The 13,786-nt window shown below is 43.1% G+C and carries 16 protein-coding genes; 13 read left to right on the top strand and 3 right to left on the bottom strand.

What is annotated here, in order from left to right; translation table 11 throughout:
- Window positions 1-188 precede the first annotated feature (188 nt).
- Window positions 189-1,613 carry an S-layer homology domain-containing protein gene (locus GT589_RS06895; protein ID WP_293397953.1) on the bottom strand — a complete coding sequence of 475 codons (1,425 nt, stop codon included), beginning with the start codon at window positions 1,611-1,613 and terminating at the stop codon, window positions 189-191.
- A 196-nt stretch (window positions 1,614-1,809) separates the two neighbouring features.
- On the opposite strand from GT589_RS06895, the gene GT589_RS06890 reads away from it, so the two are divergent.
- The 3 genes from GT589_RS06890 to GT589_RS06880 all read left to right on the top strand — a co-directional run bounded on the left by GT589_RS06890 (window position 1,810) and on the right by GT589_RS06880 (window position 3,377).
- On the top strand, window positions 1,810-2,436 hold the full coding sequence (locus tag GT589_RS06890; RefSeq protein WP_293397952.1) for a phosphatase PAP2 family protein: 627 nt from the start codon (window positions 1,810-1,812) through the stop codon (window positions 2,434-2,436).
- A gap of 75 nt (window positions 2,437-2,511) precedes the next feature.
- Entirely contained in the window at window positions 2,512-2,715 is a 204-nt protein-coding gene (locus GT589_RS06885; RefSeq protein ID WP_293397951.1) for a hypothetical protein, read from the top strand.
- A gap of 146 nt (window positions 2,716-2,861) precedes the next feature.
- Window positions 2,862-3,377, top strand: a complete 516-nt coding sequence (locus tag GT589_RS06880; RefSeq protein ID WP_293397950.1) for a universal stress protein — start codon at window positions 2,862-2,864, stop codon at window positions 3,375-3,377.
- Between the two features lie 29 nt (window positions 3,378-3,406).
- On the opposite strand, the gene GT589_RS06875 is transcribed toward GT589_RS06880, so the two are convergent.
- A complete protein-coding gene (locus tag GT589_RS06875; protein ID WP_293397949.1) occupies window positions 3,407-3,907 on the bottom strand; it encodes an SEC-C metal-binding domain-containing protein in 501 nt (166 codons plus the stop codon).
- Window positions 3,908-4,202: 295 nt separating this feature from the next.
- On the opposite strand from GT589_RS06875, the gene rpsA reads away from it, so the two are divergent.
- The 4 genes from rpsA to GT589_RS06855 all read left to right on the top strand — a co-directional run bounded on the left by rpsA (window position 4,203) and on the right by GT589_RS06855 (window position 7,936).
- On the top strand, window positions 4,203-5,351 hold the full coding sequence (gene rpsA / locus GT589_RS06870; RefSeq protein ID WP_293397947.1) for a 30S ribosomal protein S1: 1,149 nt from the start codon (window positions 4,203-4,205) through the stop codon (window positions 5,349-5,351).
- A gap of 56 nt (window positions 5,352-5,407) precedes the next feature.
- Window positions 5,408-5,773, top strand: a complete 366-nt coding sequence (locus tag GT589_RS06865) for an HIT family protein (RefSeq protein ID WP_293397945.1) — start codon at window positions 5,408-5,410, stop codon at window positions 5,771-5,773.
- Window positions 5,774-5,838: 65 nt separating this feature from the next.
- Window positions 5,839-6,759 (top strand): GGDEF domain-containing protein, encoded by a 921-nt coding sequence (locus GT589_RS06860; protein WP_293397943.1) that lies wholly within the window; start codon window positions 5,839-5,841, stop codon window positions 6,757-6,759.
- Complete coding sequence (locus GT589_RS06855) at window positions 6,746-7,936, top strand: YfbR-like 5'-deoxynucleotidase (protein ID WP_293397941.1); 1,191 nt, start codon at window positions 6,746-6,748, stop codon at window positions 7,934-7,936. Before GT589_RS06860 ends, GT589_RS06855 begins: the two co-directional genes overlap by 14 nt.
- A 69-nt stretch (window positions 7,937-8,005) precedes the next feature.
- On the opposite strand, the gene GT589_RS06850 is transcribed toward GT589_RS06855, so the two are convergent.
- Complete coding sequence (locus GT589_RS06850; protein ID WP_293397939.1) at window positions 8,006-8,521, bottom strand: ferritin; 516 nt, start codon at window positions 8,519-8,521, stop codon at window positions 8,006-8,008.
- Between the two features lie 169 nt (window positions 8,522-8,690).
- Between GT589_RS06850 and GT589_RS06845 the strand changes: the two genes are divergently transcribed.
- The 6 genes from GT589_RS06845 (at window position 8,691) to GT589_RS06820 (ending at window position 13,630) form a co-directional block, all read left to right on the top strand.
- Window positions 8,691-9,872, top strand: coding sequence for an NAD(P)/FAD-dependent oxidoreductase (locus tag GT589_RS06845; RefSeq protein ID WP_293397937.1), 1,182 nt, complete (start codon window positions 8,691-8,693; stop codon window positions 9,870-9,872).
- A gap of 89 nt (window positions 9,873-9,961) precedes the next feature.
- A complete protein-coding gene (locus GT589_RS06840) occupies window positions 9,962-10,834 on the top strand; it encodes a class I SAM-dependent methyltransferase (RefSeq protein WP_293397935.1) in 873 nt (290 codons plus the stop codon).
- Window positions 10,834-11,541, top strand: a complete 708-nt coding sequence (locus GT589_RS06835; protein WP_293397933.1) for an RluA family pseudouridine synthase — start codon at window positions 10,834-10,836, stop codon at window positions 11,539-11,541. Before GT589_RS06840 ends, GT589_RS06835 begins: the two co-directional genes overlap by 1 nt.
- Complete coding sequence (locus tag GT589_RS06830; protein ID WP_293397932.1) at window positions 11,528-12,229, top strand: UPF0489 family protein; 702 nt, start codon at window positions 11,528-11,530, stop codon at window positions 12,227-12,229. The genes GT589_RS06835 and GT589_RS06830 overlap by 14 nt, the downstream gene beginning before the upstream one ends.
- 141 nt (window positions 12,230-12,370) lie before the next feature.
- Window positions 12,371-13,015, top strand: coding sequence for a HesA/MoeB/ThiF family protein (locus GT589_RS06825; protein WP_293397930.1), 645 nt, complete (start codon window positions 12,371-12,373; stop codon window positions 13,013-13,015).
- A gap of 333 nt (window positions 13,016-13,348) precedes the next feature.
- Window positions 13,349-13,630 carry a Veg family protein gene (locus GT589_RS06820; RefSeq protein WP_293397928.1) on the top strand — a complete coding sequence of 94 codons (282 nt, stop codon included), beginning with the start codon at window positions 13,349-13,351 and terminating at the stop codon, window positions 13,628-13,630.
- Window positions 13,631-13,786: the final 156 nt, after the last annotated feature.

Raw genomic sequence — 13,786 nt, 5'->3', positions numbered from 1 at the left:
GTAATGCTTTATCATTTGTCTGATTTGGTCTTTACTTAAAATTCCCATAGAAAAAGTGCGTACCTCCTTGAATGATAGTTTGATTATATCAATTCTAAGGAAGATACACACTTTATTTTACACACTCTTCTTATGAGGTATTCAAGGCTTCTCTTACTTTTGTATCTTAGTTAAGGCCGGTTGAGAATCTAATTTGCCTGTTCCGGAGTGTCAAGCTGTTCCACAGTCTTGATATCAGACTCTTTTATCTGAGGAAATTCAACCGGCTTATTGAAATCGTAATACTCGTATGAGCCGGAAGCAGCAGTTGATGTTTTAATGTCACCTATAGACATGTCCATCTTTTGTTCCATATCGAATGCTCGGTATTCAAGAGTATCCTTGTCAACCATGAACTTGTAGCTCACGTTAACATTCATATTAGAGAACATGGCGCTTAACGTGGTCTTGAACTCCTCCATCTCCTGTGCACTCATTTCGGATTGCTCCTGGTCAAGCTGCTGGAGGTTTGAATTCTTGTAGAAATCCATAGTCTGATCCATTATCTGTTTCATAAGCTTGTTGAATGTAGCACTGTCTAGCTCTACATTCACTATATAGCAGTCCCTGCCGTCTACCGTCTCATCTGTTCCGTATTGTGCATACATTCCGTAGAGTTCAAGCTGCTCTCTTGTGATTCCCTGACTGTTCATACTGCTTGAGCCTGTCATGCTTTGCAGCTGCTTTATCAGAGGCGTTATGTCAAGCTCCAGCCATGAATCTTCCAGGCTCGTTTTCATGAGATATCTTTGTCCATCGAAGTAGAGTTCACTTGACTGCTCAAGCATGTCGCCAAGCTCTTCTTTCTGTTTTTCATTCATAGGTATCATTGTGACTGTTGATTTGACATAAATTTTTTCAGGTTTTTCAAATATGCCTTCCTGCACCATCTTCATTTTGGTGTTTTCTGTAACTGTTTTGTTATTTTCATCAGGTGCGGTAACTGTGGTATCCATGTCCATGTCGCCCTTGAACTTGTAAGTGTTGTATTTTTCTATGCTTTTCGAAGCCTTGTCAAGAAGCAGAGCTGCAGAATAGCCTTCCTTGGAAAGTTTCGAGTCAAAAAAAGTTTTGCATTTCGAGTATAGCCCGTCAGCGTAAGAGGATGAAGCTATGCTCTGAGGCTCAAGCGCTCCTGTGGCTGTCAGAAGGCCGTTTTCAACAAGATATGCAACTGCAGGCCTTGCCCAGCTCGAGATTGCGCTGCCATCAGTGAATTTTAGGAGTGATTCTATCTTGTCCTGGCTCATCTGCTGCGCAAAAGGTTCCTCGCCCATTGCCCTTACGAGTATTACAATTGACTGCTCCTTTGTCAGCTTTGAGTCGGGAAAGAAGTTGTTCTCATAGCCCTTTATGAGGCCATAACTGCTTGCTGTGTTGGCATAAGGTATATCCGAAGGATTTTTGATATCGCCAAACATTGAAGCAGATTCGCTGGACAGCTCGTACTTTGTCATGTCCAGAACTTTCTTTGCAAATTCGAGCCTGGTAACGCCCTCCTCCTGTGCAAAAGAAAAAGAGGCCATCATTAAAGAGATGAGCAGAGCAAATGGAACGTAAAGCTTCTTAATCAATTAAAACACTTCCTTTCGATTATAGTCTACTTATTTAGTATACCCTATTGCACTCTTTGTATGCATATTTATAATGATATTCAGTTAAATTAATTTATAAATAACCGCATTAAGTAATAAAAATGACGTATGGACTGTATATTTTGAGAATAATGGAAATTCAATCTTAAATATTTTGATGAATGCGTGTGTGAAAATGGATATACTATATTTAGAAAACAAGGCTGAAGAAACAGCAATACTACTAGAATACAGGAGTGTGCAAATGGAGTTGACAGCGATTTTACCGTTTGATGTAAAACTGCTATATATGATTGAAAGCACTTTCAAGTCAAATAGCATGGACCATCTAATGCTTTTTTTCACCAGAATGGGGGATTTTGGCCTTGTATGGATTGCAGCAGGACTCATGCTGGCTTTTACATCCAAATACAGGAGGGAGGGTGTGTTACTGCTTGTGGCTCTAGCGGTGGGCGCAATTGTCGGAAATCTTGTGATGAAGCCGTTGATTGCCAGGCCAAGACCCTTTATGGAGCTTGAGGGGATAAAGAATATACTGGGAATATCCTTTTCCTACTCGTTTCCTTCGGGTCACACTACATCATCGTTTGCAGCGGCGTATATGCTGACTAGATATTTCGGTAAAAAGGGGGCGCTTGCTTATCTTCCGGCTGCTCTCATAGCATTTTCCCGCATGTATTTTTTTGTGCATTATCCCAGCGATATAATCGGCGGGATTGTAACGGGTACTCTGTGTGCCCATATAGTGTATGAAGTTTCAAAAAAAATCACAAAAATGAGTTTTCCTCTTCAGAATGGGTAAGAAATATTGTATAATGTCAGTATGAAAACGATTTCATAAGGCATTGAAATATTGCGCCCGGGGGAGTGGACCTTAATGGAGCAGATGATTAACCGCAATGTGGTGGATTTGGAGCAGTGGAAGAGAAACAGGGAGTCAAAAAGAATCGCGGACACAAAAAGTGCAGATACAAAAATTATCGATGCAGATGTCGCTGCCAGTAAGGACCCGGAGCAGACTCTATGGATTTTCATTATGATATTTATGGTGTCCGTAATAATTTCAATTATAAATCTATAAACCATACTATAGAACCTGCCCTGCTTTGCATGCGCAGGTTTTATTTATGAAAGGATTTTGAAGAGATTAAAACCTGTTTGGGATAGGTATATTATATATTGAAGTTCAACTTTTGATTTTTCGTTTGGTAGCGGGGGTGTATGGGCATGATACAAAGTATATTGCTTCCGGTGGAAGGCATAGAATTCAGCAAGAGGGCGTACAAGATAGCCCTTGATATTGCGCAAAAGTATGGAGCATATGTTACTATATTGCATATGGACACAAAACCTTCATATGTTCCGGCAGAGCCGATTAAGGCGAAAACGCCCAAGAAGGGGAACGTATCCGAATTTAAGCAGGCTGTAAGGAAAAGGGGTAAGCTTGATATAGCAAACAGTGCAAAAGCCTACTTTGGAGCTCACGGGATTAAAGCTGAAGTCATAGTAGTATACAGCGAACCCGTGCAGACGATACTTGAGTATGCTGATAGCGGCAAATACGATGTAGTAATAATGTGTAACTGCGAAGATTCATTCATAAGAAAATTCACGATGGACATTACAATCAAAAGGATTATTGCGAAATCGCAGATTCCTGTGCTTGTTGTGCAGTCTTCAAGCTACAAGGTCATAGACATGGAAGAAGAAAGAGAACGAAGAATTGAAAATGATATTAAATAAGCCCCTCGAACCAAGGGGCTTTGAATTTACTACTTGTTGGCGCCGCAGCATTTTTTGTATTTCTTGCCGCTTCCGCAAGGGCAAGGCTCATTTCTGCCAGGCTCCTGCTCTTTTACTACTGTTTTTGTCTTGTCGTATTCCTTCTTGATTTGTTTTCTCTTGTCTGCAGGAAGCACTCCGTTCCATTCGTCAAGATTGTACAGCCAGTCGGCCTTGGCATCAAGCATGTTGTAGTATAGCTTCTCGAAGTCAACAGGAAGCGCTATGTCGCTGTCCTCTGTCAGAGTTTCAAGGTCTATGCCTTCTTTAAGGCTGTCGTTTATTCCGTCAAGGAAGCCGGCGAATGTAACAGGATCCATGCTGAATTTATCTGCTATGTCGCTTAGCTTGCCGCTTACCGTCTCATCCATGTGAGAAAGTATGTACTTGTAGTTCTCCATTTCCTTAGGAAGGTATTCTCTCCAGAATGACTCATATCCAGCATTGTCAAGATTTTCGTAGCTTTCTTTCCAAGATTCATATAGTTTCATATTGTTTGGTCTCCTTAGTCAAGTTATTTCGCAGATAATTATATCATACACAGTATGATTAATGAATATTTATATGGCACAAAAAAGATGTTTCCGGCTGCAAATGAAAAAAATGTCCGTATACAGCGAATAATTTATTAAAATAATTAGTCCCTTGCTAAATTTATGTTATAATTTAGTAAGGACTCTTGTGGCAATTGAAATTAATAAACCTGCAAAGAGGACAATATAAAGATATAATCCGTTGCAGTCGAGCCGGGGCTGCAAAAAGGATAGTCAAGGAGGGCGTAGTTAAGTGAATAATTCTGAAAACATGCTTACGATGCAAGAACTGCTAGACAACGAAGAACAGGAAATGAAGAGAATAAAAACTGGTGATATTGTTAAGGGAACAGTAATCCTTGTAAATGATAATGAGGTTATGGTTAACATAGGATACAAGTCAGACGGTATCATAACTAAAAGTGAATTTTCAAGCGATTCCGACGTTGTACTTACTGAGGCTGTTAAGGAGAACGACGAAATCGAAGTTTATGTAATCAAGCTTAATGATGGCGAAGGAAACGTTCTGCTTTCAAGAAAAAGGCTTGAGGGTATGAAGGTATGGGACGATTTTGTTGCTATGAATGAAACGGGTGAAGTGTTCCCTGTTAGAGTTGTAGAAGTTGTAAAGGGAGGAGCTATGGCTCTTTACAAGGGAATCAAAGGCTTCATTCCGGCGTCTCACATATCTATGGGCTTTACTAAGGATCTTGCCGAATTTGTAGGAAAGACTCTTGAAGTGAAGGTCATAGAAGTTGACAAGAGCAAGAAGAAGCTTGTATTCTCAAGAAAAGAAGTAGAGAAGAAAGATATAGAGTCTAAAAAGGCAGCTGTCCTTGATTCTATACAAAAAGGCGAGGTAAGAAAAGGCCAGGTTAAGAGACTTACTGACTTTGGCGCATTTGTAGACCTTGGCGGAATAGACGGCCTGATACACGTATCTGAGCTTTCTTGGAAGAGAGTAAACAGCCCTGCAGAAGTTGTTTCTGAAGGTGATATGGTAGAGGTTTATGTGATTGATTTTGACAGAGACAAAGAGAGAATATCTCTAAGTCTTAAGCAGGTTACTCCAGACCCTTGGTCTCTTGTTTCTTCAAAATACAATGTAGGAGATATAGTTGAAGGTACTGTGCTTAGACTCCCTAACTTTGGAGCTTTCATAGAGCTTGAGCCGGGCCTTGACGGATTCTGCCACATATCGCAGATAGACCAAAAGCACATAGCTAAGCCATCTGACGTTTTAAGCGAAGGACAAAAGGTTAGTGCGAAGATAATAGAAATAAAGCCTGAAGAAAAGAAAATAAGCCTAAGCATAAAAGAAGCTCAGGGCGGAGAAGAAGCTGCAGAAGGCTACAGCGACGAAACTCCTGTAAACACTGTAGAAGATTCAATAAAAGAATAATGAGCATCAAAAGGTCTGCAAGCTTTTGCAGGCCTTTTTTTAGACGGGAGGGCATTATGAACTGCATCGACGACTGTGTATTTTGCAATGTTTCTGCTGAAGATTATATAGCTGAGAACGAGCTGGCGTATGCGGTGTGGGATAAGTACCCGGTCAATATGGGGCATGCGCTTGTTATTACAAAAAAGCACTACATGGATTTTTTCCACATACCACACGAAGAGATGTCTGCTATAAGAAGGCTTGCTGATGAAGTCAAGCTCATAATAGATGAGAAATTCTCACCTGACGGCTATAATGTGGGAGCTAATGTGGGCAAGGCGGCAGGGCAGACTGTATTCCACTTTCATTTCCATATAATCCCAAGATACGACAACGACAACCTTTGGAGACCTAATGAGATATTAATTGAAGATTTATAGGCCGCATTTTTGCGGCCTTTCACATATATTGTTTTACATATATTTGAAGGAATGGAGGAGTTGCTGTGCTTGGTGACGCTGAAAAATTTAAAATGGACAATATAATGGAGGGCATAGGCTTTCTAAGGTATATATACGATGCTGTAAGGCTGGTAGATCCTGTGACTAAGAAGGTTTATGAAATGGATGAGAGCCTTCGTGAATGCAAGTCCAGCTGTTATGAATTCTGGAATACGGGTCAGGTGTGCAAAAACTGCGTATCCATGAGGGCTATAAAAGAGAACAAGACTTTCATAAAGATAGAATACAACGGTGAAAAGGTGTATATGGTCACTGTTGTGCCTGTGCAAGTGGGGGGCCGGGTATTTGTAGCCGAGCTGCTTAAGGAGGCGAGTGACAGCAATCTTGTGGAAGAGTTCCTCGGCAAAGGTCAGTCGGAGATATATGAAATGCTCGAGAGAAAGAATATGATGCTTGTGAGGGATGAGCTTACAAAAATATTCAACAGAAGATATATAAATGAGAGGCTGCCGTATGAAATAATGCAGGCGTCACTAAAAGGCGAGGAAATGTCCATAATAATGGCTGATATAGATAAGTTCAAAAATGTAAACGATACCTACGGTCACATAGCTGGAGACAAGGTGCTCGAGGCTTTTGCAGGTGTGCTTGAAGGCTGTATAAGAAAAGAGTTGGATTGGGTGGCAAGGTACGGAGGAGAGGAATTTATTGTATTTCTTAAAGGTGCCGGCTATGAAAAGGCGCAGGAAGTAGCTGAAAGAATGAGGAAGGCGACGGAAGGCATAGTTGTTGTTTACGAGGAAAGAACTATAAGATTCACATCAAGCTTTGGAGTGTGCACGCTGAATAAAAGCTTGGGAATGGAAAAGCTAATAGCTGCTGCAGACAAAAACCTGTATACTGCGAAAAATACAGGCAGAAATAAGGTCATATCATCAGAATACGGGGGCGGTGATTCCGATTAGAAAGGGGCTGATACTGAAGCTGTTTGATGCGGCATACATGCAAAGGTGGAATGACCATCTCAGGCCGTTTGATCTTATTGAGCTCGACAAGCAGGGTCACAAGATGATTCTGGCATATTTCATAGGCAAGCACGAAGAGGACAGAGAAGGTTTTGACTGGATACAGGTAATAGAAGGGGCCATATTCGATCTGCTTCAAAGGATTGTCATAACTGACATAAAGCCGCCAGTGTTCTACAGGATAAAGCAGGACGAGGAGAAGTATAAAAGGCTCAACAGCTTCGTGCTTGCGGAACTGGACACAGTATTATCAAGCATGGGAGCAGATTTCAAGGAGAGATTTGAAAGTCACCTTTCGGGCGGCATCAGCAGAGCTTCGGCCGACGTGCTTGAAGCTGCCCACAGCTATGCATCGTACTGGGAGTTTGGAATAATAGAGCGGATGAATCCGGATGCGTTCGAGCTCGAGCTAATACGAGATGACTTTTTACTCAAAATAGAAAACTACAGATTCCTTGAGGGTATGAGGCTTATACTTGACGACAAAAAAAGCAGGAGCTTCATTGACATATGCGGAAGGCTCAGATACCAAAATAGATGGGCCCAGCTTCACAGAATCCCCAGAACATCCGTGCTTGCCCACTCTGCATACGTGGCCATGCTCTCGTATATTTTCTCGCTTGAGATGGGGGCATGCCCGAGAAGATGCGTGAACAACTTCTTCACGGGACTGTTCCATGACTTGCCGGAGGTTTTCACCCGGGACATAATATCCCCTGTAAAAAGGTCTATAGAAGGCCTCGATGAACTCATAAAGGACATTGAGCGCGAAAACATGGAAAAGGTTATATATCCGCTGCTTCCCGAGAGGCACTGTGAAGATATAGAAAGGTTCACCCAGAACGAGTTTGATGATGAGATAATGCTCGGCGGCAGGAGAATACAAAAGACTATTGAGGAAATCGACAGGGAGTTCAACAGCGACGGTTACAGTCCAAGGGATGGAAGGGTTGTCAGGGCAGCTGACAGGCTTGCGGCGTTCATAGAAGCTTATACGGCAATACAAAATGGCTGTGTGAGCATGGATTTCAGGAAGGCCGCGCTTTCGATAAGGTCGGAATACGAGAATGCAAAACTCGGCAGGCTTGACATTGGAAGCCTGTATGCGGATTTTTAATTGAATGAATGCAAAACTAAAGGCACCCTATGGGTGCCTTTAAATGTAATTAGCTTAAAGTATTTTGGATTATTCTGCAGAAGCCGCTGGAGGAGTATATTTCCTCTTTCCAAGCTCCATGTCTATCATGAAGAGCCCCCTGCTGTCTCCGCCAAGCATTTTGACGTAGTTGAGAACCTTTTGGGCGTTCTCTTCTTCTTCCATCTGCTCGTCTATGAACCAGTTAAGGAACGATACTGTTGCGTGGTCCTTTTCGTTTACAGCCATGTCCATAAGGCTGTTTATAGAAGCAGTTATGAACTCTTCATGTGCAAGAGCCTCTTCGACAACTTCCTCTACGTTTGAATAGTCTGACTTTGGCTTTGGTATAGCCTCTAGCGTTACCTTTCCGCCAAGCTTGTTTACATAGTCGAATATCTTGTAAGCGTGGTCCTTCTCTTCCATTGCCTGAATTCTAAAATAGTTTGAGAATCCATCAAGATTCTTTTCGGCAAACCAAGCCTCCATTGCCATATAGATATATGAAGAGCTGAATTCCTTTTGGATTTGTTCATTCAATGCCTGAAGCATTTTTTCGCTAGCCATTCTGATAACCTCCCGCATAGTATGATTAATATTTTGTATTGGCAGACAAATATTATATACCCCGTGAGAGTACATATAAACACGTCAAAGTTTGGTTTGCAAATAATCCCAAAGGGTATAAAATATTGTGAAAACGCGCAGAAACAACACAAATGCGGGGGTGAGCATATTGGGAAATGGAAAAAATAGAGTTGTAATTGTAGGGAATGGTGCAGCGGGGTATTATGCGGCGGAAACGCTTGTAAGCCACGGAGACGAGTGCGAGATTACCCTAATAGCCGAAGAAAAATACGTATCTTATTTCAGGCCAAGACTTTCACACTTCCTTGGCGAGAAGGAGCTGGGAAAGAGTTTCTTTTTAAAGAAAGAGGAGTGGTATGCCAACAGCGGGATCAGGCTGATGCTGGATACAAAGGTAACTAGCATTGACACTGCTTTGAAGAACATAAAAACAGATTCTGATGAGACTATAGAATATGACAGGCTAATACTATCCCACGGAGGCAACAGCTTCCTGCCGCCTACTGAAGGCGCGGACCTGAAAGGCGTATTCACACTAAAGACGCTTGATGATGCGTATGCGATAAAGGAATGGATGGGTGACTGCCAGAAGGCGCTTGTGATAGGAGGCGGACTTCTTGGCATAGAGGCGGCATGGGGGATGAAGCAGACAGGACTTGATGTTACAATAAACAACACCTCCGACAGGCTGCTTTCAAACCAGCTTTGCCTTGAAAGTGGACTATTCCTGGAAAATGTGGTAAGGCATAAAGGCGTCGATGTGGTGCTCCGGGACAGGGTGACAAGGCTGGTGGGAGACGGCAGAGTCGAATCGGTTGAGTTCGAGAGCGGGATGACTATGGAAGCTGACATAGTGCTATTTTCCGTAGGGATAAGGCCAAATCTTGGAATAGCCAGAGAAGCAGGCATAGAATGCAACAGGGGTATTGTTGTAGACAGAATGATGAGGACAAGCGCGGAAGGCGTTTTTGCATGCGGAGATGTGGTGGAGCTTGAAGGCAGGGGCTTTGGCAACTGGATATACGCCATGCAGATGGGAAAAGTTGCAGCTATGAATGCACTTGGAGGGCAGGTGGAATTCCGCGACAGCGTTTCGTCGGTAGTTATGAATTCGTTCGGAACCAGCGTCAACTGCATAGGCCAGACACTATCGGAAGCTGCAACTGAAAACATAGTGACACACGATGATTCTGGTGAAAAGTTCAAAAAGCTCATATTCAAGGACGGAAAGCTCATAGGAGGCATACTGATAGGAGACGCGTCGTCCTATCCCAAGCTTATAGAGGCGGTTAGCCAGGAAGCTGACATATCTGAATTCAAAAAGAAGTAGGGCAGGGAGTTACATTCCTGCTCTTTTTTTATTGCTGCGCTTAAGGTATAATAAATAGTTAGTCTTTATTATAATTGGAGGTATTTTTAATGCTGCTTTTAGCTGATGAATGGAATGAATATGAACTCATAGATTCGGGTGGAGGAGAAAAGCTCGAAAGATGGGGCGACTATATACTCAGAAGGCCGGATCCTCAGGCTATCTGGCCTCTTGTGCAGGAGTGGGAGATGTGGAAGAAGCCGCATGGACACTACCACAGGAGCAGCAAGGGAGGCGGAAACTGGGAGTTCTACAAGAGGACACCCGAAAGATGGATGATCAGCTACAAGGGGCTTTCGTTCCACATAAAGCCTACAGGCTTTAAGCACACGGGCCTTTTCCCGGAGCAGTCTTCAAACTGGGACTGGATAATAGACAAGATATCATCGGCCAATAGGCCTGTAAGAGTCCTCAATTTGTTTGCCTACACAGGTGGGGCGACTGTTGCAAGCGCCTATGCGGGAGCGGAGGAGGTTGTCCATGTAGATGCAGCAAAGGGCATGATAGCATGGGCCAAGGAGAACATAGAGCTTTCGGGACTTTCGCAGAGGAAGGTCAGATATATAGTTGACGATGTAATAAAGTTTGTAAAAAGAGAGATAAGAAGGGGCAACAAGTATGATGCCATAATAATGGATCCGCCTTCGTACGGAAGGGGACCAAAGGGAGAGATATGGAAGATAGAAGACGAGTTGTTCCCGCTTGTAGAGCTTTGTATGCAAGTGCTTTCTGACAGGCCTCTTTTCTTCCTCATAAACTCTTACACCTCTGGTTTCTCGCCATACGTGGTTGAGAACATACTCAAGCTCTCCATGGGTCAAAAATACGCGGGCAGGATATACTCGGGAGAAGTCGGAATACCGGCTTCAAGAAACGACCTCATACTCCCTTGCGGAATATTCGGAAGATGGGAAGCGGAGTAATGAAGCTGCAGGTACTCTATGAGGACAACCACATACTGGTAGTTGTAAAGCCTCCCAATGTGCTATCCCAGGAGGATGACACGGGAGACGCGGACATGCTTACTCTTTGCAAGGAGTACGTAAAGGAAAAGTACAACAAACCCGGCAACGTCTATATCGGGCTTGTACACAGGCTGGACCGGCCGGTGGGCGGGGTGATGGTGTTTGCCAGAACGTCAAAGGCAGCATCTAGGCTTTCGGAGGAGATCAGGAGCAGGAGCCTCAAAAAAGGATATATGGCAGTTCTGCGCGGCTGCCCGCAAAAGCAGAGCGCAAGGCTGGAGGACTATCTGGTAAAGGACAGCAGAAAAAATCAGGTCAGGGTCGCAAGAGAAAACGAGGAGGGTGCCAAGAAAGCTTCGCTTTCGTACAGCGTAGAGGGCAGAGCCGAGGGCCTGTGTCTTGTGAGAATTGAGCTTGAGACTGGAAGGCCGCATCAGATAAGGGTGCAGTTTGCCAGCAGGGGCTGCCCGCTCTATGGGGACCAAAGGTACGGCGCGAACGTGAATGTAAAGGGCGAACAGATAGCACTGTGGTCTTACCATTTAAGCTTCATGCACCCTACGCTCAAGGAGCGGATGGAATTTTTCGCTTATCCCCCTTGTGAATACCCCTGGAACATGTTTGACATTGAAGCTGTGAAGGTGAGAAATCATGGAGCGCTATAGAGGATTTTATATAGACGTACCATTGGGCAACAATGCGTTTTCGTATGATGAGCGCAGCCAAAAAAGCATATACGTGGCGCCACTTGAAAAGGGGGGGCTCGAAAGCTTAAGCTGTCTTGCGGTATCTAGCAAAGTGGCCTTTTGCGAACTGGACGAAGGCAAGGAGCGGTGCTGCTATGGACTGAAAAGCTTCCTGGAGCTTGAAGTCTCAGGCAAGAGGGTGTATATATTCGACAACCACAATCACGCTTTTTATTTCTGGAGCAAGGCTATACGCGAAGGACTGTTTTCAAAAGGCGCGCTGCTTGTGCACGTGGACCAGCACAAGGACATGAGGGAGCCGGAGGAGTATATTGGCTCGCTGGAAAACGAAGCGGAGGTTTTTCGTTATACGAACTATGTGCTCAATGTGGGCAATTTCATAAAGCCTGCCCTGAGGCTTGACATGTTCAAGGATGTGTTTATCATTGACAGCAGCAGTGCATTCAGAGAAGACATAGATGAAGACATAGTGCTCGATATAGACATGGACATATTCTCGGACGACATGGCCTATATCAGCTTTGACATGAGGCTTGAGAGGATAAGGGAGCTCTACTCGCAGGCAAGCGTAGTCACCATAGCTACAAGTCCCTATTTCATAGATCAGGCGAGGGCTATAGAGCTTATTAAGAGGATAATTGAATAGTGTAATCTAAAATGCAAAGCGGGAATCTATAAATTGTATGTGCGAACGTATATATAATTTGCGGATTCTCGCTTTTATTGTATTGGGCGTTGAAACGCTTATGAACGGGGTATCAATCAACTAAACGGGGAGGTGGAGCCTATGAGGTATTCTAAAGATATAGGGGCAATAAGCATGCAGGAGCACGAAATCATAAGAAACAAGAAGATTCTTGTAGCTGGGTGCGGTTCTGTTGGCGGATTTGTAATAGAGGGCTTTGCAAGGCTCGGTGTGGGCAGGATGATGGCGGTCGACAACGAGGCCTTTGTGATGTCAAACCTCAACAGGCAGCCGTTTTCAACCGAGAAGAACATAGGCAAGGAGAAGGTATATGTAGCGAGGGAGAGAGTGAAGGAGATCAATTCGGACGTACTCTTTAGCGGGATAAACGATGATATAAGAAGTGTGAAAATAGAAGGCGTGGACCTAATATTCGACTGTAGCAGCAACATGGACACGAAGCTTTTCCTAAGAGAGCTCTCAAAAGAGACGCGCACTCCGCTTGTGAGCGCAAGCATAGGCGGATGGAAAGGAGTCGTTTGCATATGCTCTCCGGAATGCGACGTATTTGAGCGGGAATACTCTGCTTATGCCAAAGAGCTTCTTGAAAAGGGGAGTATGACATATTTCACAGCATCGCACGCGGCGTCCATAATGATAGCCAGAGCGCTCCAGATGATGCTGGGCAGAGTTGAGAGGATTGAAGGCGAAGTCATAAAATTCGATATGGAGAATTTTAAACTCTAAAATCGCCATATAATTCGTATTTGCCGGAAAACGTATGCCTGGGGTGGGCATAATGAAAGCCTTTTGCAAAATCATGAGAGAATATTAAAAAAATCAATATATTTTTTGAGTAATCGCGATGTTTTTTTGTATCTTAAAAATGATAAAAAACTCTGCAGTTGTTGAAAATAGTGGGGAAATTATTTAAAAAAATGTATTGACACTCAATTTAAATCTATGTAAAATATAAAGTTAACTGTTTGACATCCGGCTCTAAATGTGTTATTATGTAAACATAGCGAAAGAAGAAACATATCATATGTAAACATAAAAATAAGAGGCGGGTGATTTTTTTTGGCCAATAAAAATACGTTAGATGCGATCAGAAAAAACATTGAAAAGCACCTCGGAAAAAAAATAGTCCTTAGGGCTAACAAGGGCAGGAAGAAAATAGTAGTCAAAGAAGGAGTAATCGAGAACACCTATCCTAGCATATTTGTTGTAAAAATCGACGATGAATATAACAACACTACAAGAGTGTCCTACAGTTATTCCGATGTGCTGACATCCACAGTCAGACTTGAAGTAAAGCCTGCAGAAGGCAAGAGGCAGATAATTTCCGGAATGCCGAATTAATAAAATAAAAACTTGTTGAAGAAGGGCTGTCTTTATTTATCCAATAAATAGAGGCGGCTTTTTTATTTTAACAATAGATATAAATGCCTTTGTATTTCTTTTGTATTTTATAGTATAATATATACAGTATATAATAATATACGCTGCAGTTTCGGA

Source organism: Peptoclostridium sp. (genome assembly GCF_009881055.1).
Classification (GTDB): domain Bacteria; phylum Bacillota; class Clostridia; order Peptostreptococcales; family Peptostreptococcaceae; genus Peptoclostridium_A.
The sequence above is the reverse complement of the archived record's forward strand: the minus strand, read 5'-3'. Positions and strand labels throughout refer to the sequence as shown.